20 protein-coding genes are annotated in these 20,741 nt (G+C 70.8%); 8 read left to right on the forward strand and 12 right to left on the reverse strand.

Annotated features, from left to right (window positions below):
* Positions 1-78: 78 nt before the first annotated feature.
* Positions 79-840 (forward strand): GntR family transcriptional regulator, encoded by a 762-nt coding sequence (locus tag IEZ09_RS03965; RefSeq protein ID WP_189252109.1) that lies wholly within the window; start codon positions 79-81, stop codon positions 838-840.
* Here IEZ09_RS03965 and IEZ09_RS03970 read toward each other — a convergent pair whose 3' ends face one another.
* Positions 841-2,541 (reverse strand): cation:proton antiporter, encoded by a 1,701-nt coding sequence (locus IEZ09_RS03970; protein WP_189252110.1) that lies wholly within the window; start codon positions 2,539-2,541, stop codon positions 841-843.
* A 46-nt stretch (positions 2,542-2,587) separates the two neighbouring features.
* Positions 2,588-4,192 (reverse strand): purine-cytosine permease family protein, encoded by a 1,605-nt coding sequence (locus IEZ09_RS03975; RefSeq protein ID WP_189252111.1) that lies wholly within the window; start codon positions 4,190-4,192, stop codon positions 2,588-2,590.
* A gap of 79 nt (positions 4,193-4,271) precedes the next feature.
* On the opposite strand from IEZ09_RS03975, the gene IEZ09_RS03980 reads away from it, so the two are divergent.
* Positions 4,272-4,739, forward strand: a complete 468-nt coding sequence (locus IEZ09_RS03980; protein WP_189252112.1) for a hypothetical protein — start codon at positions 4,272-4,274, stop codon at positions 4,737-4,739.
* Here IEZ09_RS03980 and IEZ09_RS03985 read toward each other — a convergent pair.
* The 3 genes from IEZ09_RS03985 to IEZ09_RS03995 form a co-directional block, all read right to left on the reverse strand.
* Positions 4,736-5,167, reverse strand: coding sequence for a nitroreductase family deazaflavin-dependent oxidoreductase (locus IEZ09_RS03985; RefSeq protein WP_189252113.1), 432 nt, complete (start codon positions 5,165-5,167; stop codon positions 4,736-4,738). The two genes, IEZ09_RS03980 and IEZ09_RS03985, sit on opposite strands and share 4 nt — an antisense overlap.
* A 58-nt stretch (positions 5,168-5,225) precedes the next feature.
* Positions 5,226-7,181 (reverse strand): WD40 repeat domain-containing serine/threonine protein kinase, encoded by a 1,956-nt coding sequence (locus IEZ09_RS03990; RefSeq protein ID WP_189252114.1) that lies wholly within the window; start codon positions 7,179-7,181, stop codon positions 5,226-5,228.
* Between the two features lie 124 nt (positions 7,182-7,305).
* Complete coding sequence (locus tag IEZ09_RS03995; RefSeq protein ID WP_189252115.1) at positions 7,306-7,926, reverse strand: class I SAM-dependent methyltransferase; 621 nt, start codon at positions 7,924-7,926, stop codon at positions 7,306-7,308.
* A 70-nt stretch (positions 7,927-7,996) separates the two neighbouring features.
* Between IEZ09_RS03995 and IEZ09_RS04000 the strand changes: the two genes are divergently transcribed.
* Positions 7,997-8,905: an AraC family transcriptional regulator gene (locus tag IEZ09_RS04000; protein WP_229812216.1), complete on the forward strand. Its 909-nt coding sequence runs from the start codon at positions 7,997-7,999 to the stop codon at positions 8,903-8,905.
* Between the two features lie 75 nt (positions 8,906-8,980).
* Entirely contained in the window at positions 8,981-9,472 is a 492-nt protein-coding gene (locus IEZ09_RS04005; RefSeq protein WP_189252116.1) for a GtrA family protein, read from the forward strand.
* Here the strand turns inward: IEZ09_RS04005 and IEZ09_RS04010 are convergent.
* From IEZ09_RS04010 to IEZ09_RS04035, 6 genes are all read right to left on the reverse strand, one after another.
* Complete coding sequence (locus IEZ09_RS04010; RefSeq protein ID WP_189252117.1) at positions 9,460-9,705, reverse strand: DUF2630 family protein; 246 nt, start codon at positions 9,703-9,705, stop codon at positions 9,460-9,462. The genes IEZ09_RS04005 and IEZ09_RS04010 overlap by 13 nt on opposite strands.
* Positions 9,706-10,011 carry a nuclear transport factor 2-like protein gene (locus tag IEZ09_RS04015; RefSeq protein ID WP_189252118.1) on the reverse strand — a complete coding sequence of 102 codons (306 nt, stop codon included), beginning with the start codon at positions 10,009-10,011 and terminating at the stop codon, positions 9,706-9,708.
* A 50-nt stretch (positions 10,012-10,061) separates the two neighbouring features.
* Positions 10,062-10,388 carry a VOC family protein gene (locus IEZ09_RS04020; protein ID WP_229812234.1) on the reverse strand — a complete coding sequence of 109 codons (327 nt, stop codon included), beginning with the start codon at positions 10,386-10,388 and terminating at the stop codon, positions 10,062-10,064.
* Positions 10,389-10,647: 259 nt separating this feature from the next.
* Positions 10,648-11,070, reverse strand: coding sequence for a hypothetical protein (locus tag IEZ09_RS04025; protein WP_189252120.1), 423 nt, complete (start codon positions 11,068-11,070; stop codon positions 10,648-10,650).
* A complete protein-coding gene (locus tag IEZ09_RS04030) occupies positions 11,070-11,495 on the reverse strand; it encodes a hypothetical protein (RefSeq protein WP_189252121.1) in 426 nt (141 codons plus the stop codon). Before IEZ09_RS04030 ends, IEZ09_RS04025 begins: the two co-directional genes overlap by 1 nt.
* Positions 11,496-11,539: 44 nt before the next feature.
* Positions 11,540-14,116, reverse strand: coding sequence for an ATP-binding protein (locus IEZ09_RS04035; RefSeq protein WP_189252122.1), 2,577 nt, complete (start codon positions 14,114-14,116; stop codon positions 11,540-11,542).
* 86 nt (positions 14,117-14,202) lie between these two features.
* On the opposite strand from IEZ09_RS04035, the gene IEZ09_RS04040 reads away from it, so the two are divergent.
* The 4 genes from IEZ09_RS04040 to IEZ09_RS47385 all read left to right on the forward strand — a co-directional run bounded on the left by IEZ09_RS04040 (position 14,203) and on the right by IEZ09_RS47385 (position 19,560).
* Positions 14,203-18,444, forward strand: coding sequence for an HAD-IC family P-type ATPase (locus tag IEZ09_RS04040; protein WP_229812217.1), 4,242 nt, complete (start codon positions 14,203-14,205; stop codon positions 18,442-18,444).
* 55 nt (positions 18,445-18,499) lie between these two features.
* Positions 18,500-18,919 carry a hypothetical protein gene (locus IEZ09_RS04045; protein ID WP_189252124.1) on the forward strand — a complete coding sequence of 140 codons (420 nt, stop codon included), beginning with the start codon at positions 18,500-18,502 and terminating at the stop codon, positions 18,917-18,919.
* A gap of 72 nt (positions 18,920-18,991) precedes the next feature.
* Complete coding sequence (locus tag IEZ09_RS04050; RefSeq protein WP_189252125.1) at positions 18,992-19,411, forward strand: PRC-barrel domain containing protein; 420 nt, start codon at positions 18,992-18,994, stop codon at positions 19,409-19,411.
* Positions 19,412-19,431: 20 nt separating this feature from the next.
* Positions 19,432-19,560, forward strand: coding sequence for a hypothetical protein (locus tag IEZ09_RS47385; protein WP_268247596.1), 129 nt, complete (start codon positions 19,432-19,434; stop codon positions 19,558-19,560).
* Here IEZ09_RS47385 and IEZ09_RS04055 read toward each other — a convergent pair.
* On the reverse strand, positions 19,547-20,728 hold the full coding sequence (locus IEZ09_RS04055; RefSeq protein WP_189252221.1) for a PP2C family protein-serine/threonine phosphatase: 1,182 nt from the start codon (positions 20,726-20,728) through the stop codon (positions 19,547-19,549). The two genes, IEZ09_RS47385 and IEZ09_RS04055, sit on opposite strands and share 14 nt — an antisense overlap.
* Between the last annotated feature and the right edge of the window lie 13 nt (positions 20,729-20,741).

Below are 20,741 nucleotides of genomic sequence, written 5' to 3' on the forward strand. Positions count from 1 at the left end.
TGAGAGCGCGTCCGATCATGTTCGGGGTGGTTACTTACCACTGGTATGCCATACTGGCCGCCGACGAAGCGGAGAGGCATGGGCGAAGCGATCCTCAAGCGCGAGCGGGTCCGCGACCACCTGCTCGAACTCATCGAGACCCACCCGGCGGGAGCCCCGATCCCCGCCGAACGCGTGCTGTGCCAGCAGCTCTCGGTGTCGCGCCCCACCGTCCGCTCGGCCGTGGAGGAACTGGTCAACACCGGCCTGCTGGTCCGCCAGCACGGCAGGGGAACCTTCGTGGCGCGCGCCAAGATCACGCAGGAGATGGTGTCCGGCACCGGTTCCATGTCACTCCCCCAGGCCGGCGGCACCTGGGAGTCGCGGGTGCTCGAACACGCCCGCATCCCGGCCGGCGCGCGGGTCGGCCGCAGGCTGCGCCTCTCGCCCGCCGAGGAGATCCACTACATCGCGCGGCTGCGCCTCGTCGACGGTGAGCCGATGGCGATCGAGTACCTGCACGTGCCCGCGTCCGTCGCCCCCGGCCTGACGTTGCACGACATGGAGTCCGGTGACTTCTACGAACGGCTGCGCGAGCACGGGGTGCACGTTCTCGAAGCGGTGCAGTCGATCGAGCCCACGGTGACCAACGAGTCGGAGGCGGCCTTGCTCTCCGTGCCCGTGCTCGCGCCCGCGTTGCTGTTCGAGCGGCTGACCACCGACGCCGAGGGGCGCCAGGTGGAGTACGTGCACTCGATCTACCGGGGCGACCGGTACCGGATCGTGTCGCGGTTGACGCTGGGCGCCCAGCCGAGCAACACGGTCGACGTGCAGGCCCGGTTGCGCGACGACCCGTTCTGATCAGCCCGTGAACCGGGTGGACGCGCTGTCGATGAAGATCTGCGCGCGTTCCAGCGTGTGCGAGCCGTAGGTCCCACCCGCGCGGGCGTCCAGCAGGGCGTTCTGCTGCGCCTCCATCATCAGCCGTTGCAGCTCGCGCTGCTGGTGCAAGGGGCTGTCGGGATCGCGCTCGCCCGCCATCTTGTCGATCACCTCGCTCATGACGAGACTGCGCTTCCTGGCCTTGTCGAGGACCTCGTCGTCGAACGGCTTGCCGTTGTCCCGCACCAGCGACGGGCTTTCCAGCAACGCCTGCGTCGCGGTCATCAGCTCACCCGCGAGCCGCGCGTACTCGCGGCGCTCGTGCTCCTCGTCGTTGCCGCGGATGCCGAGCCACCTGATCACCAGGGGCAGCGAGCCGCCCTGCACGACGAGCGTGACGATCGCGACCGTGAACGCGACCAGGATCAGCTCGGCCCGGTGCGGCACGTCCGTCGGCAACGACTGGGCCGCGGCGAGGGTGACGACGCCGCGCATTCCCGACCAGGCGAGCACCGCGCCACCGCGCCAGCCGAGGCCCTCGCTCGCGTAGAAGTTGATGTCGGCCTGGCGGCGCTGGAGGGCACGCGCGGCGCGGTCGAACCGCTCCTCCTCGCCGGGACGCGGCCCGCGCGCGGTGAAGCTGTCCACCCACGACTCCATGCGCCCGGACAGCCGGTCCGCGCGCTTCTGCTGGTGGCGCAGCAACGCGATGAGCGGGACCACGAACGCCACGCGCAGCACGACCAGCGCCGCCGTCACCAGCAGGCCCAGAGCGAGCGTCCGGCTCAGGCCCTCGTCCGCCACGTCGCTCACCACCGACGTGAGCTCGAAGCCCATCAGCAGGAACACGCCGTTCTCCAGCAGCAACTGGATCGTGCGCCAGTTCGTGCGTTCGGAGATCCGGTCGTGCGCGGCGAACCGCCGGGCGCTCTGGTGGCCGGTGATCAGGCCGGCCGTGACGACCGCGATGACACCGGACGCGTGCAGCTCCTCGGTCGGGATGAACGCGAGGAACGGCACCACGAACGAGATCGCGGTGGTGAGCACCGGCTGGCTCTGGATCTTCGAGCGCACCCACACCGACACGACGCCGACGACGGCGCCGATCGCGATGCCGACGGCCACGGCGAACGCGAAGTCGCCGAGAGCGCTGCCGAACGACACGGTGGTCGCGATCGCGGCGATGGCCGTGCGCATCAACACCAGCGCGGTGGCGTCGTTGACCAGGCCCTCACCTTCCAGGATCGTCACGAGCCGCGGCGGCAACCCGAGCCGCTTGCCGATCGACGTCGCCGCGACGGCGTCCGGCGGGCTGATCACCGCACCCAGCGCCAGTGCCGCCGCGAAGCCGATGTCCGGCAGCAGCCACCAGATCAGCAGCCCCGTTCCGAACGCCGACACCGCGACGAGCAGCACCGACAACGCCCCGATGGTCTTGAGGTTGCGCCGGAAGTCCACCACCGGCACGTTCACCGCCGCCGCGTACAGGATCGGCGGCAGCACGACCACCAGGATGAGCTCCGGCTCGACGAACACCCGCAGCGCGCCGGGCAGCTGACTGCACCCCATGCCGACGAGCACCAGCAGCACAGGCGCCGCCACGCTCAGCTTGGGCGCGAGGTACGACACCGCCACGATGATCAGCACGGCCGCGACGGCGAGCAAAGCCAGTTCCTGCATGACGTGCAGTTTGTCTGATGAGGACGGACCTCGCCCGTGGAGGGGGTCAGGCAGGCAGCACGTGCCGCCCGTCGCGGTCCGTGCTCAGGCACAACGAGCAGATCGTCCCGCCGAGCGCGCTGGCCGTCATGTCCGGCCGCTCGTACGACTTCCCGCACACCACGCAGTCGTACGGCGTGCCGCTCGGGTTGCCACCGGCGTCGAGCAGCGGTTCGGAGATGCCGTCGTCGGTGCGGCGCAGGTAGAAACGGCCGCGAGTGAGCACCGCGAGCAACGGCGTGAGCACGACCGGGATGCCGACCGCGACGAGCGGCGAGTACGGCTGGATGGCCGCGCCGAACAGTCCGAAGTAGACGGAGATGGACAGGATCGACGACGCGAGGAACGACCCGACGCCGACCGGGTTGACCGCGTACAGCATGCCGCGGCGGAACTCCGGCTGCTTCGGCGACAGCTTCAGCACGTACTTGTTGATCGCGATGTCGGTGGCGACGGTGACGACCCACGCCATCGCGCAGTTGGAGTAGAAGCTCAGCAGCTTGTTCAGGAAGCTGAACATGTCCGCTTCCATCAGCACCAGCGCGATCGCGAGGTTCACCAGCACGAACACCAGCCGCCCGGGATACCGCTTGGTGACACGGGTGAACGAGTTCGTCCAGGCCAGCGAGCCGGAGTAGGCGTTGGTGACGTTGATCTTCACCTGGCTCAGCACGACGAGCACCAACGCCAGCGGCACCACCAGCCACGGCGGCATGAACTGCTTGAACACCCCGGTGAACTGCTCGATCGGCTCGACCGCGGCGACCGCGCCGACGGCGTCGAGCACGTAGACGGCCATGAACACGCCGATCGCCTGCTTGAGCGCGCCGAACACGACCCAGCCGGGCCCGGCCAGAATCGTCGCGGTCCACCAGGCCCGCCGGTTCTCGTCGGTCCGCGGCGGCATGAACCGCAGGTAGTCGATCTGCTCGCCGATCTGCCCCATCAACGACAGGCACACGCCCGCGCCCAGCATCACCGCTGCCGTGCTCACCCCGTTGTCCCCGTAGGAGAGCCAGCGCTGCACCGAGTCCGGGTCCTCGACGATCAGGAAGACCAGCGGCGCGACCATCAGCAGCAGCCACAACGGGTTCGTCCAGCTCTGCAGCTTCGCGAGCACCTTCATCCCGTAGATCACCAGCGGGATGATCACCAGCGTCGAGGTCGCGTAACCCAGCCACAACGGCAGGCCCAGCGCGTACCGCAGGCCCTGCGCCATGATCGAGCCTTCGAGCGCGAAGAAGATGAACGTGAAGCTCGCGAAGATAACGCTCGTGAGCACCGACCCGTAATAGCCGAACCCGGAACCGCGGGTGATCAGGTCGAGGTCGATGTTGTACCTGGCCGCGTAGTAGGCCAGCGGAAACCCGGTCACGAAGATGACGACCGCGGCGAACACGATGGCCAGCAACGCGTTCCCGGTGCCGTGCGTGAGGCCGATCCCGGCGCCGATCGAGAAGTCCGCCATGTAGGCGATGCCGCCCAGCGCCGACGCCCCGACCACCGCGGGCGTCCACCGCCGGTACGTGCGCGGCGCGAACCGCAGGGTGTAGTCCTCGAGCGTCTCCCTGGACGCTTCGCGTACCGGTGCCCGTACCTCGTCAACGGTCATGAACCCTGACGCTAGGAACCGCGCGTTTCAGTCGATCACCACGTTTTGTGACGACCGCGTGACGCTACGGTCTGAGGTCATGGACGATCTGGTGGCCTTCATGAGGGAACGCAGGCGTGCCGACGAGGCCGCCGCGGCGGCGTGGGCGGAACGCTCGGCGACGATCTCGGCGTGGGCGAAGAAGGTCGCGACTCTGCTGACGCGCCACGACGTCCCGGCCGACCAGACGCTGTTCGACCGGGCCGGTGAGCACAAGGTCCGGATCGCGGCCGGCTGGCTCGTGCTGACGACGAGGACGCCGAGCGCGGGGCATCCCGGCGTGCTCAAGGACGCCGGAATCCTCCTGACGCCGAGCGGTGAGCTCTGGCAGTACGACAACGAGTGGCCGATGTCGGCCCGCCTCACCGCGACGATCCCCGCGTTCCGCACGGCGGAGGGCGCCGCGCTGATGGCCAGGTGCGAGTGGATCCTCGACAACGCCATCGAGGCGTTCGCGGACACGCTCGACCGGCACGGCATCGACGTGGCCGAACTCGAAGCGCTCTAGGGTTCCAGGACGAAGACGGGGATCACGCGGTCGGTCTTCTCCTGGTACTCGGCGTACGCCGGGTACGCGGCGACCGCGCGTTCCCACCACTCGGCCCTCTCGGCTCCGGTGAGCTCGCGGGCCGTCATCTCCCGGCGCACCGGCCCGTCCTGAAGCTGCACGTGCGGGTCGGCCTTGAGGTTGAAGTACCAGACCGGATGCCGCGGGAACCCGCCCTTCGAGGCCACGGCCGCGTACCGCCCGTCGTGCTCCACGCGCATCAGCGGGACCTTGCGGATCTTGCCGGTCTTCGCGCCCCGCGTCGTCATGATGACAACGGGCAGGCCAGTGTCCCACAGCGTCGTGCCCTGCGTGCCGCCCGAACTCTCGTACAGCTCGACCTGGTCGCGGATCCACTTCGCCGGACTCGGCCCGTATTCGCCCTCCACACATCAACCCAAACACCGCGCGACAGCCCGAGGCAAGCGATGCGGCCGGAACGGACCACTACCGCTGCTTCAGCTTCCAGATCCGGATCGACTTGTCCGCACCGGCGCAGGCGATCCGCTCCCCCTTCGGGTCGAACGCCACGGTCTCGATCCGCCCGGCGGCACCGACGACCATGGCGCGCACGGACTTCGAGGCCACGTCCCACAGCTGCACGGCGTTGCCGTGGCCCCAGGTCGCGAGGGTCTTGCCGTCCGGGTGGTACAGAGCCTTCGTGATGATGTCGTCGCCCTCGGTGCGGTCGAAGACGGCCTTGCTCTGACCGGTCGCGACGTCCCAGAGCTGCAGGCTGTTCGTGCCGTCGTCGTCGGGGACCGCGAGGGTCTTGCCGTCCGGGGAGAACGCCACACCGCTCGCGGTCGAGTCGTTGATGGTCCTGACCGTCCTGCCGGTGGCCGGGTCGACGAGCTTGATCTCCTGGAACTTGGTGCCGCCGTGGGCGAGCAGCTTGCCGTCCGGGCTGAACGCGAGGTCGTCGCCGCCGTGGGCGTCGGTCAGGCCGATCTTGACCTTGCGGGTCGCGACGTCCCACACTTTGAGGCCGCCGGTGTGGGTCAGGCCGACGATCGTCTTGCCGTCCGGGTGGAACCGCAGGCACTTCATGATCGACCTGGCGTCCTCCAGCGTGCCGATCTGGGTGCGGTCGGCGAGGTTCCACAGGTACGTGGTGCTGTCGCCGGTGCGGTTGCCGCCCGCCGCGAGGATCCTGCCGTCTGGGCTGATCGCCACCGCGCACGCCGAGGCGCCGCCGGGGCCGTCCGGGTTCTGGACCGTGCCGAGCAGCTTTCCGGTCTCGGTGTCCCAGATGCGGACCACGGCGCCGTCGATGCCGTCGTCGCCGCTGACCAGGATCTTGCCGTCCGGACTCCACGCGATCGACGTGACCGTGTCCTCGTGGCCGGACAGCTGGAGGTGCTCGGTGATGTCCTCCGGCCGAGCCCCGGACGAGGGCGTCGGCTGCTCGGAGCCGCCCTCCTTGGTGGAGGCCTTCTTGTCGTTGCTGGTGGGCAGTTCCGCCGCGTCACCCTGGTTGCTCCGCGAGCCGAGCCACCACGCGGTGCCGCCGCCGATCGCCGCGACGGCACCCGCGCCGGCGAGCAGCACCGTGCGTCTGCTGACACCGGACTTGGCCGCCGGCAGCACGACAGGCGCACCGGCCAGCAACGCCAGCGCCTGGTCCGCGGACGCGCGCTCGGCCGGGTTCTTGCGCAGCAACCCGCCCAGCAGCGACGAGAGGTACCCGGCGCGCACCGGGGGCGGCGGCTCCTGGGTCAGCAGCATCGACAGCGTCGTCATGAAGTCCGGCCCCTGGAACGGGGGTCTGCCCTCCACGGCGGCGTACAGGGTGGCGCCGAGCGACCACATGTCGGTCGCCGGGGTGATCGGCGCGCCCGTGCCCTGCTCCGGCGCCATGTACGCCGGAGTGCCGACGATCGAGCCGTCCGTGGTCAGCGGGACGTCGCCGGTGAGCCGCGCGATGCCGAAGTCGGTGATCACGACGCGCTCGCCGGACAGCAACACGTTGGCGGGCTTGAGATCCCGGTGCACGATCCCGGCCTGGTGCGCCACCCGCAACGCGCTCAGCATCGCGTTCGCGACGTGGGCCACCTGGTCGACGGGCAGCGCACCGCGGGCCTTGATCGCGTCGGACAGCGACCCGCCCCGCACGTACTCCATCACGATCATGGGGGTGCCGTTGTACTCGACCACGTCGTGCACCGTGACGATGCCGGGGTGGTTCAGCTGACCGGCCAGCTGCGCCTCGCGCATCGCGCGCTGGCACAGCAACGCCCGCTGCTGCGCGTCGAGACCGGCGGGCAGCAGCAGTTCCTTGATGGCGACCTCGCGGCCGATGACCTCGTCACGACCGAGCCACACCCGGCCCATGCCGCCGGTGCCGATCACCTGAACGAGCCGGTAGCGCTGGGCCACCAGACTTCCCGTCGCATCTGTCACGGCGCGCAGCGTAGATGAGAACCCGCCCTCGTTCGCGGGTATCCCTCAAGTTCGGGAAATACCGGAACGGTTGGCGCACAAGCAACATCGTGCGCCTTCAATCGGTCGACAATGGACGGAGTCGCTAGTGGACTCTCGCGACCTCGATGCCGACCTCGCCGAAGAACCGCAGCTTCTTCATCCGCGTCGGCTCGACGGTGAACCCCGCCGCGGCGATCCGCTTCGACACCGCGTCACCGACGTTGTCCCGCAGGTGTTCGTGCTTGTGGTCGTGCAGCACGGCGTCGGCGAGGACCAGCAGACCGTCGGGCTTGAGCACGCGGCGCACCTCGGCGAGCATCTCGTCCTTCGACGCGGTGTCCAGGTGGTGCAGCGCCAGGCTGGAGAAAACCCGGTCGAACGAGTGGTCGGGATACGGCAGCTCCTGGGCGTACCCGCGGTCCAGCCGCACCGTCAGGCCGTCCCGCCGGAACTTCCGCTCGGCTCTGGCGAGCATCTTCAGATCGGGATCCAGACCGAAGAGCTCGACGTTGCGATGCCGCTTTCCCGTGGCGCGCAACAGGTTTCCCGTTCCGCAGCCCACGTCGAGCAGGCGGTGGCCGTCCCTCAGCCCGGCCAGCGCGATCATCTGTTCGTGCACCCCGCGCAGCGCGGAAACCCGGTGCACCACGTCGTAGAGCGGCAGCAGGTAGTGCTTCCCCATGCCCGGCAGGTAGTCCCGCTCCTGGGACGATATTTCGGTCATGAACTCATTCTGACCGGGACTTCTGCCTGGTTTCTGTGCCGATTCGCGGTTTGAGTGGGACGATTTGACGGTGCGAACCAGGCGATCACCGCTGCACGGCGAGCCCGCGACCTACCGGTGGCAACCGGCGCCCGGCGAGCTGGCCGTGTCGGCCATGCGGCTCGAACACGACGCCGAGATCAACGGCGCCTTCGAGGCGCACTCCCACGACTTCCCCGGCCTGGCCTACTTCTGGGCGGACGGCGGAATCGTCCGCCACGGCAAGCAGGTCAGGCACGTCGAGGCGGGCGACCTGTTCGTGATCGCACCCGGCGACGTGATGGGCCAGTCCAACCGCGACGACCTCGTCGGCGCGCAGGGCTGGGGCGTGTTCTTCACCGCCGACGCGCTCGGCCCGGACACCCCCGGCGCCCACCTGGCGTGGCGCACGCATCCGTTGCTGTTCCCGTTCGTGCGCGGCGGCGCGGTCACCGCGTTGCGGCTCAAGGTGCCCCCGCAGGACCGCGACGACTGGACCGCCCGCATCGAGGCGCTGCACGACGAGCTGACGCACCGCCGCGACGGCTACCGCGAGGCCGTGTCGGCGCATCTGGTGCTGCTGCTGGTCGGAGTGTCCCGGCTGGCCGCGGACGTGGTCGGCGACCTGCGGGAGAACGCGGAACCACTGCTCGCCGAGGTGTTCGACGTGATCGAGCGGCGCTACCAGGAGCCGTTGTCGCTGCGCGAGGTGGCGGCGGCCGTGCGCATCTCCCCCGGCCACCTGACGTCCACGGTGCGCAAGCGGACCGGGCGCACGGTGCAGGAGTGGATCACCGAACGCCGGATGGTCCAGGCCAGGCGCCTGCTGACCGTCACCGAGCTGCCGATCGGCGACATCGGGCGGCAGGTGGGCTTCCCCGACGCAGGGTACTTCGCCCGCACGTTCGGCAAGCTGCACGGCATGAGCCCGACGCGGTGGCGCCGCGTGAACGGTGGCTGAACTCCTGCGAACGACCTGGCGGCCCACGCCGGTTTTGCCGGGTTCAGCGTTCTCGATCATGGCAATGTCGGCACCATGACCGGCAACACCGTGGCGGACAAGGACTTCGGACAGCGGTTCCACGCGCTGATGGAAGTCGTCGTGAGGCGGCTGCCGTTCGGTCTCGCGAAGGTGGTCGCGCCGAGCTTCCTGGGCTTCGCGCTGATCAACGGGTTCACGTTCGCCGTCGACCTGCTGCTGCTCACCGCGTTCCGCAGCGGGCTCGGCCTGCCGGTGCCGCTCGCGTTCACCGTCGCGTACGTCCTCGCGTTCGGTCTGAGCTTCGTGCTCAACCGCGCGCTGAACTTCCGCTCGCACGCCCCCGTCGGCCCGCAGGCAGGCCTCTACGCGGTGGCGATCCTGATCAACTACCTGGCGTTCATCCTCGGCGTCGGCAGCGCGCTGACCGCGATCGGCGTGCAGTACCTCGTGTCGCGCGTCGTCGCCGGCGCCTGCGAGGCCGCCTTCATGTACAGCGTGATGCGCTGGATCATCTTCCGCGACACGAAGCAGGGCTACTGCAGGTAGCCCTCGACCTCACCGACCGAACGAGCCGGGACGTCGTCCGCGTTCCCACCCTGGTCGCGGGCAGACCGCCGGCGCCGCAGCAGGTCCCAGCACTGGTCGAGGGCTTCCTCCAGGGCACGCAGCCGCGCGTGCTCCTCGTCCGTGCTGATCTCGCCGGCCGCGAGCTGCTGACGCAGCCGGTGCTCCTCGTCGACCAGTTCGTTGATGCGGCCGAGCACGTTCTCGTCGCTCATCTACGCCTGTCCCGTCTCGAATCGGCTGACCTTCCCCGACTCTACGTCGAACCGCCAGTACGTGCGCATCTCGCCCCAGGTGTCGTTGCGGTACCGGATGATCAGCGACTTCCCAACGTCGGATTCGGACTCGACCTCCATGTGCCCGTTGTCGTCGAAGATCTCCTTGGCGGTCCACGCGCGGAGGTCGCGGTCCGTGCCGTCGTCGGACATCGTCGCGTCCGGCGTGAGCAGGTCGAAGAACGCCTTCCTGTCACCCGCGTTGACGGCGGCGATGAAGGCGTTCACGGTCGGGTCGCTGGTCATGGTGCCCAGTCTGGCCGCAACCAGCCTTGTCGCAACTGGACCCGGAGCGGCTACGGCACGGCGGCCAGGGACAAGCTGTTGCCGTCCGGGTCGAGCACCTCGACGTGGCGGACGCCGTTGGAGTACGTCTCCGTCGGCCCGTGAGGCAGGCCGTGCCGGGCGATCCTGGCCATGATCTCGTCGAACTCGGTCCCGCTCACCCCGAACGTGATCATCGACCCGCCGACGCGCCGCGCCCGCACCTCTCGGGCGTCGATGACGACGTACGCGTTCTCCCCCACCCGCCAGAGGTGCTCCTCGCCGATGATCTCGTCCGCCTTGCGGCCGAAGAACACCTCGTACCACTCCATCGACCCGGCGAGGTCACTCACACACATCACGCTGTACAGGTCCACCTGGTCCACTCCTCCCGTGTTGAGAGGGTGGACCAGGCGCAGGCCCCGAACTCATCGCATCAGCTGGTGCGCGGCAGGCTCACGGTCGACGGAACGGAAACGGTGGTGCCGACGGTCCAGACCCCCAGGCCGGACCGGCGGCACGTCGGTGAACTCCCCACCTGTCGAGCGTTGTCCCAGGCCCCTCACCGGGAAAGACGTTCGGACGACCCCGGACAGATCCGGACAGCCGGACCGCCGGTCAGCCCACCCACTTGGAGCAACGGTCCTCACCAGGGCCGAGACACACGCGCGCTTCGAACCAGTCGACGACCACGTCGGCCGGCGCGGCCCACACGACGTCCGTCTTCACGCCGGCACCCGACGCGGTGGCGATCGGTTCCTTGTAACTGACGCCGTTGTACTTGCCGTAGAGCACCCACAGCCGGGCGTCGAAGCCGTCGTCGGCGGTGTCCTTCACGTACGACGGCAGGCGCAACGTCACCGAGCGCTCAGCGAACTTGCCGTCCACCACCGCCTCGCCGCCGGGCAGGCCGGCGTTCAGCACGAACGTGCCCGGTCGTGGCGCACCGGGATCGTAGACGGGATCACGGGCCGCGTCCGCGGCCGGCACGACGAGCACACCGAGGGCCAGGGCGGCGGCGACCGCGGCAATGCTCCTCATCAGCCCACCCACCTGGAGCAACGGTCCTCACCAGGGCCGAGACACACGCGCACCTGGAACCAGTTGACCGCCACGTCGGCCGGCCCGGTCCACTCGACGTCCGTCTTCGCGCCCAGCCCCGATGCGGTGGCGATCGGCTCCTTGTAGAGAACGCCGTTGTACTTGCCGTAGAGCACCCACAGCCGGGCATCGAGACCGTCGTCGGCGGTGTCCTTCACGTACGACGGCAGGAACAACGCCACCGAGTGCTCGACGAACTTGCCGTCCACCATCGTCTCGCCGCCGGGCAGGTCGACCTTCAGCACGAACTTCCCCGGACACGGCGAGCCCGGATCGTAGACCGGATCGCACCCCGCGCTCGCAGCCGGCGCGACGAGCACGCCGAGGGCCAGGGCAGCAGCCACCGACACAGCAAAACTCTTCATCTGTTCCCCCCTTGGACCACGGATGTACCAAGTGCCGTGGCGGCTCACAAGCCGTTCGGACGATCCCGGACACCCCGATATCCGGCGCTCGCGAGCACTTCCTCTGCCCGCAGCCGTGTTTCCGCAGCGGCGGCCGTGTTTCCCTGCGCCTCATACGCCCTGGTCAAAGCCACGAGCGCGAGCCCGGCCAGGATGCTCTGACCGGTGGCGTCCGCACGTTCGTGCGCCTGCGACGCGTCCCTCACAGCGGCCTCGGCGTCACCGGCGGCGAGGTCCAGCCAGGCCAGCTCGACCAACGCGTCCGCCTCGCCGTGGCCGTAGCCGATCGCGACCGCCCTCCGCCGTGCCCTGCGCAGGTCGTCCCTGCGGCCGCGGATCGCGGCGAGGGTGATCAGAGCGTCGATCTCCACCCGGCCGGAGCCCTTGGCGAGCGCGAGCGCCTGGTCCGCGCACCGCAGCGCTTCCTCCTGCCGTCCGGCGTCGCGGTGGACGCGGGCGAGGTCGTCGAGCGCCGCGGCCTCGCTGACCCGGTCCTCGTGGTCGTGGTTGAGCTGCTGGGCCCGCTGCAGGAAGTGCGCGGCCTGGTCGAGGTCGCCGAGGTAGCGGTGCACGACACCGAGCGCTCCGAGCGAGTTCGCGGCGGACCGGGTCTCGCCGATCTCCTCCCGCAGGTCCACGGCCAGCTTCAGGTCGGTCGCGGCCTCGACCAGCCGGCCCAGCCGCATCTCGGTCAGGCCGAGGTTGCCGAGCGACCGCGCGCGCCTCGCCGTGTCGCCGATCTCGGTGTAGAAGGCCAGCTCGCGACGCAGGCAGTCGGCAGCCTCCTCCAGCGAGCCCAGCTCCGAGTAGACGCCGCCGAGGTTGCCGAGCGTGCTGAACTCGCGGAACCGGTCCCCCGCCGCGCGGCTGAACTCGACGGCCTGCTCGAAGTGCGTGGCGGCGGCCCGGTGATCACCAGCGCCCCAGTGCGCGGTGCCCAGCGACAGGTGCATCGCCGCGGACGCGCTCGGGTTCCCCGCGGCGGCGGCCAGGCCGACCTGAGCGATGGCCAGCCATTCCGCGGTGTGGCGGCGCAGCCAGTAGCAGCCGCGCAGCGCGTCGGTCAGCAACCACGCCATCGGCGCCTGTCCCAGCGACTCCGCCTGCTCGACCGCGGTGACCACAGTGGACCGTTCCGCGTCGAACCACTGCAACGCCTCGGTGGCGTTGGCGAACGTGTGCCGCGGCGTGCTGGTCGCGAGCACCGAGAAGTCCGGACGCACGGCGCGTGCCGCCGCCACGGCCATGTCCAGGTATTGCGCGTAGAGACGACTGATCGACTCGTCGGTCTGGTCTTCCTCGGCCGCGTACCGTTCGCGCGCGTAGAGGCGCAGCAGGTCGTGCAGCCCGTACCGGCCAGCGGACCGCACTTCCACCAGGTGTGCGGCGACCAGCGTGCGCAATGCCGCCTCGGCATCCTGGCCGTCGAGCAACGCCGCCGCGGCACGCGCAGGGAGCTCCGGTCCCGGCGCCATCCCCATGCGGCGGAACAACATCCGTGCCGCCGGGTCGAGCGCCGCGTAGGAGTGGTCGAACGTCGTGCGCACCGCGGCGTCGGAGTCGCCCTCCACCTCCAGCGCGGTGAGGCGGTCGCCCGCGGTGAGCTCCGCCATCAGCTCCGCGATCGTCTGATGTGGACGGTCGGCGAGGTTCGCCGCGACGATCCGCAACGCCAGCGGAAGATGGCCGCACAGCCGCACGAGCTCCTCGACGGCCGCTTCCTCGCGCAGCACCCGTTCCGGGCCCAGCACGCCGATCACCACGGCCGGTGCTTCCTCCGGCGTGAGCACCCCCAGTTCCAGCCGGTGCGCGCCATCGCGCGCCACGAGCCCGCCGAGGCGATCACGGCTCGTCACGACGGTCATGCAGCCCGGCCCGCCGGGCACCAGCGGCCGCACGTGTGCGGCGCTCGGCGCGTTGTCCACCATGACGAGAACGCGCTTGTCCGACGTGATCGACCGGTACATGCCGATCATCGCGTCCTGCTGCAGCGGGATGTCCTCACCGGGTACGCCGAACGCGCGGATCGCGAGCGCCAGCGCCTGGTCCGGGGTGACCGGCGGACCGGACGAGTAGCCGCGCAGGTCGAGGTACAGCTGGCCGTCCGGGAACCGGTTCGCCACCTGGTGCGCCCACTGCACGGCCAGCGCCGTCTTGCCCACGCCGGGAATCCCGCACACCACCGCGAGCCTGCTGCCGCCCTCCAGCAGCGCGGTCAGCTCCTTGAACGCCTTGGCGCGCCCGGTGAAACCCGGCACGGCCGCGGGCAACTGCCGCGGCACCACGGCCGGGACGACGGGGGCGCGGGCCGGTTCTGCCTGAACCCGGCGCCACGCGGCGAGCCACGGCTCGATCTCGTCCTCCGGCACCTTGAACGCCCGCAGCAGCCCGCGGAACACCTCGAGCGTCGGCGCGGTCTTCCTGCGCGGGCTGAGCGCGTCGGCCAGCGTGCTGCGGGCGAGCCCCGACAGCTTCTCCATCTGCCGCAACGAGGGATTTCCCGCCCACACCTTCAACGCGCGCAGCGCGGCGATCAGCTCGTCGAGCGCGTGCGCGTCGTCAGGTCTCGGGCCGGCGGACATGCTTGAAGCCTAATGATCGCGCGATCGTGGCGTGGTGTTTGGCGTTCACAGCAGTCGGTCATCCCCCTGAGGTGCATCTGCCAGGGTTGCTGAGAGATCTCGTCGGACTGCGGCGCAGGCAGGTCTGGGCACGGCAGGGGCGGCTGCACGTCGAGGTGCACGGCCTCGACACGCCGCACGCCCTGCGCCTGATCAAGGCTGTCGAACAACGGCTCGAGAGCCTCGACGGCGTGCTGTGGGCGAGGGTCAACGCGCCCGCGCAACGCGTGGTCGTCGCCGTCGACTCGCCGGGGCCGCGCCGCGACGAGCTGATCCGGATCATCGAGCGGGCCGAGCGCCACGCGGCCGAGCACGGCGACGAGGAAGCGTGCGAGGAACTGCACCACCCGTGTGAGGGACCGCGGACCCGCCAGACGGTGTCGGCGCTGGCGGCGGACGCCGTCGGGCTCGGGCTGTCGGCGGTGACGAGGCTGACGCAGTGGGTGCCGCTGCCCACCGAGTTCGCCGCGCTCGGGTCGATCCTCCAGCACCACCCGAAGCTGAAAGCGTTGACCGGCAAGGAGGCCGCGGACTCGCTCCTGCCGCACCTGTCCGCACTGGCCCAGGGACTCGCTGCCGGTGGCGAGGGCATCCTGCTCGACGGCGCCGAGCGGATCGCGCAGATCCGCGAGGCGCGCGCCTACCGGCAGGCCTGGAACGCCGCGGAACCGGAGCTCGTCGCCGGACCGGAGCACGCGGCGGGTGAGCCGGTCCTGCAGCCCAGGCCCGTCGCGTTGCCGCAGGACCCGGTCGACCGGTACGCCGAGCGGGCGATGGGGGTCGGCGCGCTGGCGGCCGCCGCCGCTGTGCCGTTCTTCGGGCCCCGGCGGGCACTGGCGCTCGGGCTGGCCTCGACGCCGAAGGCTCCCGCCGCCGCACGGGAGGGGTTCGCGACCTACCTCGGCCGGATTCTCGCCAAGCGCGGCGTGATCGTGATGGATCGCGGTGTGCTGCGGCGGCTCGGGCAGATCGACACGGTCGTGCTGGACGAACGGGCGCTGCGCACCGGGCACACCGAGCTGACCGACGTCGTGCCGATGGCGGGTGCCGATCCCCGCGAGATCGCGGCGGTGGCGTTCGAGCTGTTCGACCCGCAGGCGCCTGACCAGGTGCGGGAGGCGGACGGCTGGCGGCTCGGGCCGTTGGAGGGCACCCGCGGCAAGCAGGGGGCCGAGCGGCTGCGCAAGCGGGGCGCCGACGACGTGCTGGGGCTCTGGAAACGACAGCGGCTGCTCGCGGTCGTCGGGGTGTCGGCCCAGCACGCGCACGGCGTGCAGGCGATCGCCGCGGCCGCGCGCCGGGCCGGTGCGCGGGTCGTGCTCGCCGCCGACGGCCCGAACGGCAAGTTCTCGTTCGTCGACGAGGTCGTGCCGGGTGGAGCGGACCTCGCCCGTTCGGTGCGGTCGGTGCAAGAGCGCGGCGGGGTCGTCCTGCTGCTGTCCGGTGACCGGCGGGCACTGGGCGCTGCCGACTGCGGGCTCGGGGCTTTCCGCACCGGCGAACCTCCTGCGTGGGGCGCGCACGTGCTGGTGGGACAGGACTTCGAGGCCGCGGCGCTGGTGATCGACGCGGTCGGCGTGGCCTCACGGGTGGACTCGGACGGCATCAAGCTCGCCGCGGGAGGTTCCGGGGTCGGTGCGGTGGCGGCGGTGCAGACGCCGGGTCCGCGGGCGGCCTCGCGCGGGCTCTTCGCGGGCAACGCGGCGGCGGCGATCGGGTTCGCCCTCGGCCATTGGCGCGCTCACCAGCTGCTTTCCCGGCCGATCTCACCGCCGGTGAGCACCACGCCGTGGCACCTGATGCCCGTCGACGTGGTGTTGGAGCGGCTCCAAGCCGACGTCGAAGGGCTGACCGGCAAGGAGGTCCAGCGGCGGGCCCGCGCGTCCGGCACCGGTCAGGAGCCGCTCGGGCTGAGCCTCTGGCAGGCGTTCGTCGAGGAGCTCGCGAACCCGCTGACGCCGGTCCTGGCGCTGGGCGCCGCGCTGGCTGCGGCGGTCGGCTCGCCGATGGACGCGGGGCTCGTCGCGGCCATCACGGGGGCATCGGCGCTGGTCGGGAGCGTGCAGCGGGTGCAGACCGACCGAGCGCTCGCGGACCTGTTCAGGCTTTCGGCGGTCGGGGCGTGCGTGCGCAGGGACGGCGCGGAGGTCACCGTCGCGGCCGGTGACCTGGTGCCGGGCGACGTCGTGGTGCTGCGATCGTCCGACGTCGTGCCCGCGGACTGCCGGATCCTCGAGGCCACCGCGCTGGAGGCCGACGAGTCGTCGCTGACCGGCGAGTCGCTGCCGGTGGCGAAGGACAGCGCCCCGGTGGTCGCCGCGGACATCTCCGCGCGCAGCTCGATGCTCTACGAGGGCACGACGATCGCGACCGGCAACGCGATCGCGGTGGTCGTGGCCACGGGGATGGCGACGGAGGCCGGGCGCAGCATGGCCACCGCGCGCCAGCACACGCCGGCCGGCGGTGTCGAGTCACGGCTGGAGTCGCTGACCCGCACGGCCATGCCGCTCGCGCTGGGCGCTGCCGCCGCGGTCACCGGTTCCGGGCTGCTGCGCGGGATTCCGCCGCAGCAGACGCTGAGCGCCGCGGTCAACCTCGCCGTGGCGTCGGTGCCGGAGGGCCTGCCGTTCCTGGTGAACGCCGCCCAGCTCGGTGCCGCGCGCCGCCTCGCCGATCATGGCGCGTTGGTCAGGAATCCGCGCACGATCGAGGCTTTGGGACGCGTCGACGTGCTGTGCTTCGACAAGACCGGCACGCTGACCGAGGGCAGCCTGAGCCTGGCCAAGGTCGGCACGGCCGACCGGCTCGCCCAGGTGTCCTCTTTGGACGGACCGCTGCGGGACGTGCTGGCCGCCGCTCTGCGCGCCACGCCTGCGGCCCGCAGCCGTGAGGAGCTGGAACACCAGACCGACCGGGCCGTGACGTCCGGCGCGCGCAAAGCACGGGTCGGTGTGCGCACGGGCGCCCGCGCGTGGCGACGCAAGGCGGATCTGCCGTTCGAACCGTCACGCGGCTACCACGCGACAACCGGCTCGATCGGCAAGCGGACGCTGCTCAGCGTCAAGGGCGCCCCGGAGATCGTGCTGGCGCGGTGCGCCCTGGACGAGGACTCCCGCGCCGCGGTCAAGGACCGCATGGAGCAGCTCGCCGGGTCGGGTCACCGCGTGCTGGCCGTCGCCGAACGCGTGGCCGACAGCATCGAGGCCTCCGACGACGCGGTGCGGGACCTTCAGTTCCGCGGTTTCGTCGCGCTGGCCGATCCCGTGCGGGACAGCGCCGCACCCGCCGCGGAACAGCTCGCCGCCGCGGGTGTGAAGGTCGTGATGATCACCGGTGACCACCCGGCCACCGCGGACGCCATCGCCTCGACCGTGCACCAGGGCGAGAACCAGCGCGTGATCACTGGCTCCGAACTGGACGAGCTGGACGACGACAAGCTCGCCGACGCGCTGTCCGAAGTGGACGTCATCGCCCGCTGCAGCCCGACCCACAAGGTGCGGATCATCCAGGCGTACCAACGGGTCGGCCGCACGGTCGCGATGACGGGCGACGGCGCCAACGACGCTCCGGCGATCCGCCTCGCCGACGTCGGCATCGCGCTGGGCCGGCGCGGTACCCCGGCCGCCCGCAGCGCCGCCGACCTCGTCGTGACCGACGACCGGCTGGAGACGATCACCGCCGCCGTGCTGGAAGGCAGGGCGATGTGGTCGTCGGTGCGCGAGGCGCTCGCGATCCTGCTCGGCGGCAACCTCGGCGAGATCGGCTTCAACGTCCTCGCCGCGCTGATCACCGGCCGGTCCCCGCTGAACGCCAGGCAGATCCTGCTGGTGAATCTGCTGACCGACCTCGCGCCCGCGCTGGCCATCGCGTTGCGCCCGCCCAAACCCGACCAGATGGAGAGCCTGCTGCACGAGGGACCCGAGACGTCGCTGGGCGGTCAGCTCGACCGCGACATCCTGCTGCGGGCGCTGACGACCACGTTCGGCGCGAGCACGGCGTGGGCCATCGCACGGCTCACCGGCCGCTCACGCAGGGCGAGCACGGTGGCGCTGGCCGCGCTGGTGGGAACGCAGCTGGGACAGACGCTCGTCACCGGCGGGATGGACCGCCGGGTGCTCGGCGCGAGCCTGGGTTCGGCGGCGGCGCTGGCCGCGGTCATCCAGACGCCGGGCGTGAGCGGGTTCTTCGGCTGCACCCCGCTGGGACCCATCGGCTGGAGCATCGCGGCGGGCGCCACGACGACGGCGACCGCGCTGAACGCCGTGCTGTCCAAGGTGCTGCGCGTCTGAACTCCCCTGCGCTCGGGTACCCGGCGGTTTCGCCACGCAACGAGGAGGCCACGACATGATCAGCCGCTCGCTCCTGCGGCAACTGCCCGCCCGCGTCGCCGCCGGGGCGTTCGTGTTGCATTCAGGGCTCGGCAAGCGCAACGCCGACGAGGAGACGGCAGGACAGCTGCACGGCTGGGCATCGAGCACCTACCCGGTGCTCGGCAAGCTCGACGCACGGCGGTTCACCAGGCTGCTGGCCGCCGGCGAGATGGCGACCGGCGCCGCGCTGCTGATGCCGTTCGTGCCCGCGGTGGTCGCGGGTGCCGCGCTCACGGGGTTCGCCGGGGCCTTGCTCGGCCTGTACGCGAAGACCCCGGGAATGCGGCGCGAGGGCAGCATCTGGCCGACCGAGCAGGGCATCGGGCTCGCCAAGGACGTGTGGATGCTCGGCATCGGCCTGTCCCTCGTGGTCGACGGCGTGACGCGGGACTGACGCCTGGTTGATCCGAGGACGGCCCGGGTAGCCGATTCCAGAGACACGGATTCAGCGGACAGGGAGGCCGAGATGCAACCAGTCCCGTTCGTCCCGTGGGTCTGGAGAGACCCGTCCTGGATGGACGAGCCCGTACCCGACGAGTCGAGGCCCGGCGACGCCGAGCTCGCCCGCCGTCCCGACACCGGCCTGATCGGCTACGAGGTCGAGGCGACCGACGGCAGCATCGGCAAGATCGACGAGGACAACGCCAAGGTGCCGAACGACTGCCTGATGATCTCCACCGGCCCGTGGATCTTCGGGCGCACCGTCGTGCTGCCGGTGGGCACGGTGCGGCGCGTGGACCACAATGAGCGCAAGGTCTACGTCGACCGCACCAAGGAGCAGATCAAGAACGCGCCCGAGTACGACCCTGACAACCACGAGGACTACCGGCGCCGCACGGGCGAGTACTACACCGAGAGCTACCGCGCGATGCCGCCGATGCTCTAGGACCTGAAGGGGGCCGCCGGATGAAGAAGGACAAGGAGCTCAACAGGCAGACCAACGTCGAGCGCGTCGTCACCGCGAGGTCGGGTCTCGGCCTGCTGGCCGGGATCGCCGTGATCTGGGTGGTGCTGCGCTGGATCAGGCACGGTTAGGCGCCGACACGAGCAACGACTTCTCGCGGTCGTGCTGCCACTCGACGAGCAGCGCGCTCGCGTCGTCCTGCAGCCGCCCGTTCTGGTGGTCGAGCACCGTGCGCATCAGGCGGCGCAACGTCTCGGGCGCCGCGCACCCGTCGGCCTCGCGGCGGATCACGAAGTCCGCGAACCGCCGCAGGCCGAACTGGCGGCCGCGCGCGTCCCGCGCCTCGACGATGCCGTCGGTGTAGAAGAGCAGGCGGTCACCGGGTTCGAGGTGTTCGTGGCACAGCACCGGTTTCGAGGGCAGACCGAACCCCATCGGCGGTGCCGGGCGGCACCGCAGCTGCCGCAGCCAGCGGCCCTGGCGGATCAGCAGCGGCGCGGGATGGCCGCGGTTCACCCAGCTCAGCACGCCGGTGCGGTAGTCGAGGTCGGCGAGCACACCGGTGGCGAACCTCCGCCCGCCGAACTGCTCGTTGATCACCTCGTCCACGACGACGCTGGTGTCGACCAGGCTCAGATCACGGCGGCGGGAGTTGCGGCACGCGCCGGTCGCGAGCGCGACCGTCAGGCCTGCGGACTGGTCGTGCCCCATCGCGTCGAACATCGACAGGTGCACCACGTCGCCGGCGACGGCGTAGTCGACGGCGTCACCGCCTATCTCGTACGCGGGTTCCAGCACGGCCGTGAGCACGAGGCTCTCGGTGGCGAAGGTGAGCGGCGGCATCAGCGGCCACACGACCTCGGACGCGATGGTCATCGGCTGGGTGCGCACGAGCCGCTGGTAGGTGTCGCTGTGCTGGCGTTTGCTCACCAGCGTCAGCGCGACCAGCGAAGCCAGCGCCAGCAGCCGGTCCACAGTGGACCTGGTGCTGTCCCGCGCGGTGGCGCCCAGCACGCCGATGCGCTCGGTCCCGTCCAGCAACGGGATCCAGAAGTGACGGTCACCGCCGTGCGGGGTCACGATCAGCGTGACGTCCCGGAACGCCCTGCCCGCGAGGCTCGCGTCCACCGGGAACGTCCGCGTGCCACCGGAGTCGAGCGCGATCAGCGACTGCTCGCGCAGGTCCGCGACCAGGAGGATGACCTCCGAGAACCCCGCGACGGCCGCGTGCTTCTCGACGACGGCCGGTACCTGCTCCAGAGTGATGAGGTGGCTGTCCTGGAGCAGGTTCGCGAGCATCACGAAGGACGGG

The organism is Lentzea flava, from assembly GCF_014648475.1.
Lineage (GTDB): Bacteria > Actinomycetota > Actinomycetes > Mycobacteriales > Pseudonocardiaceae > Lentzea > Lentzea flava.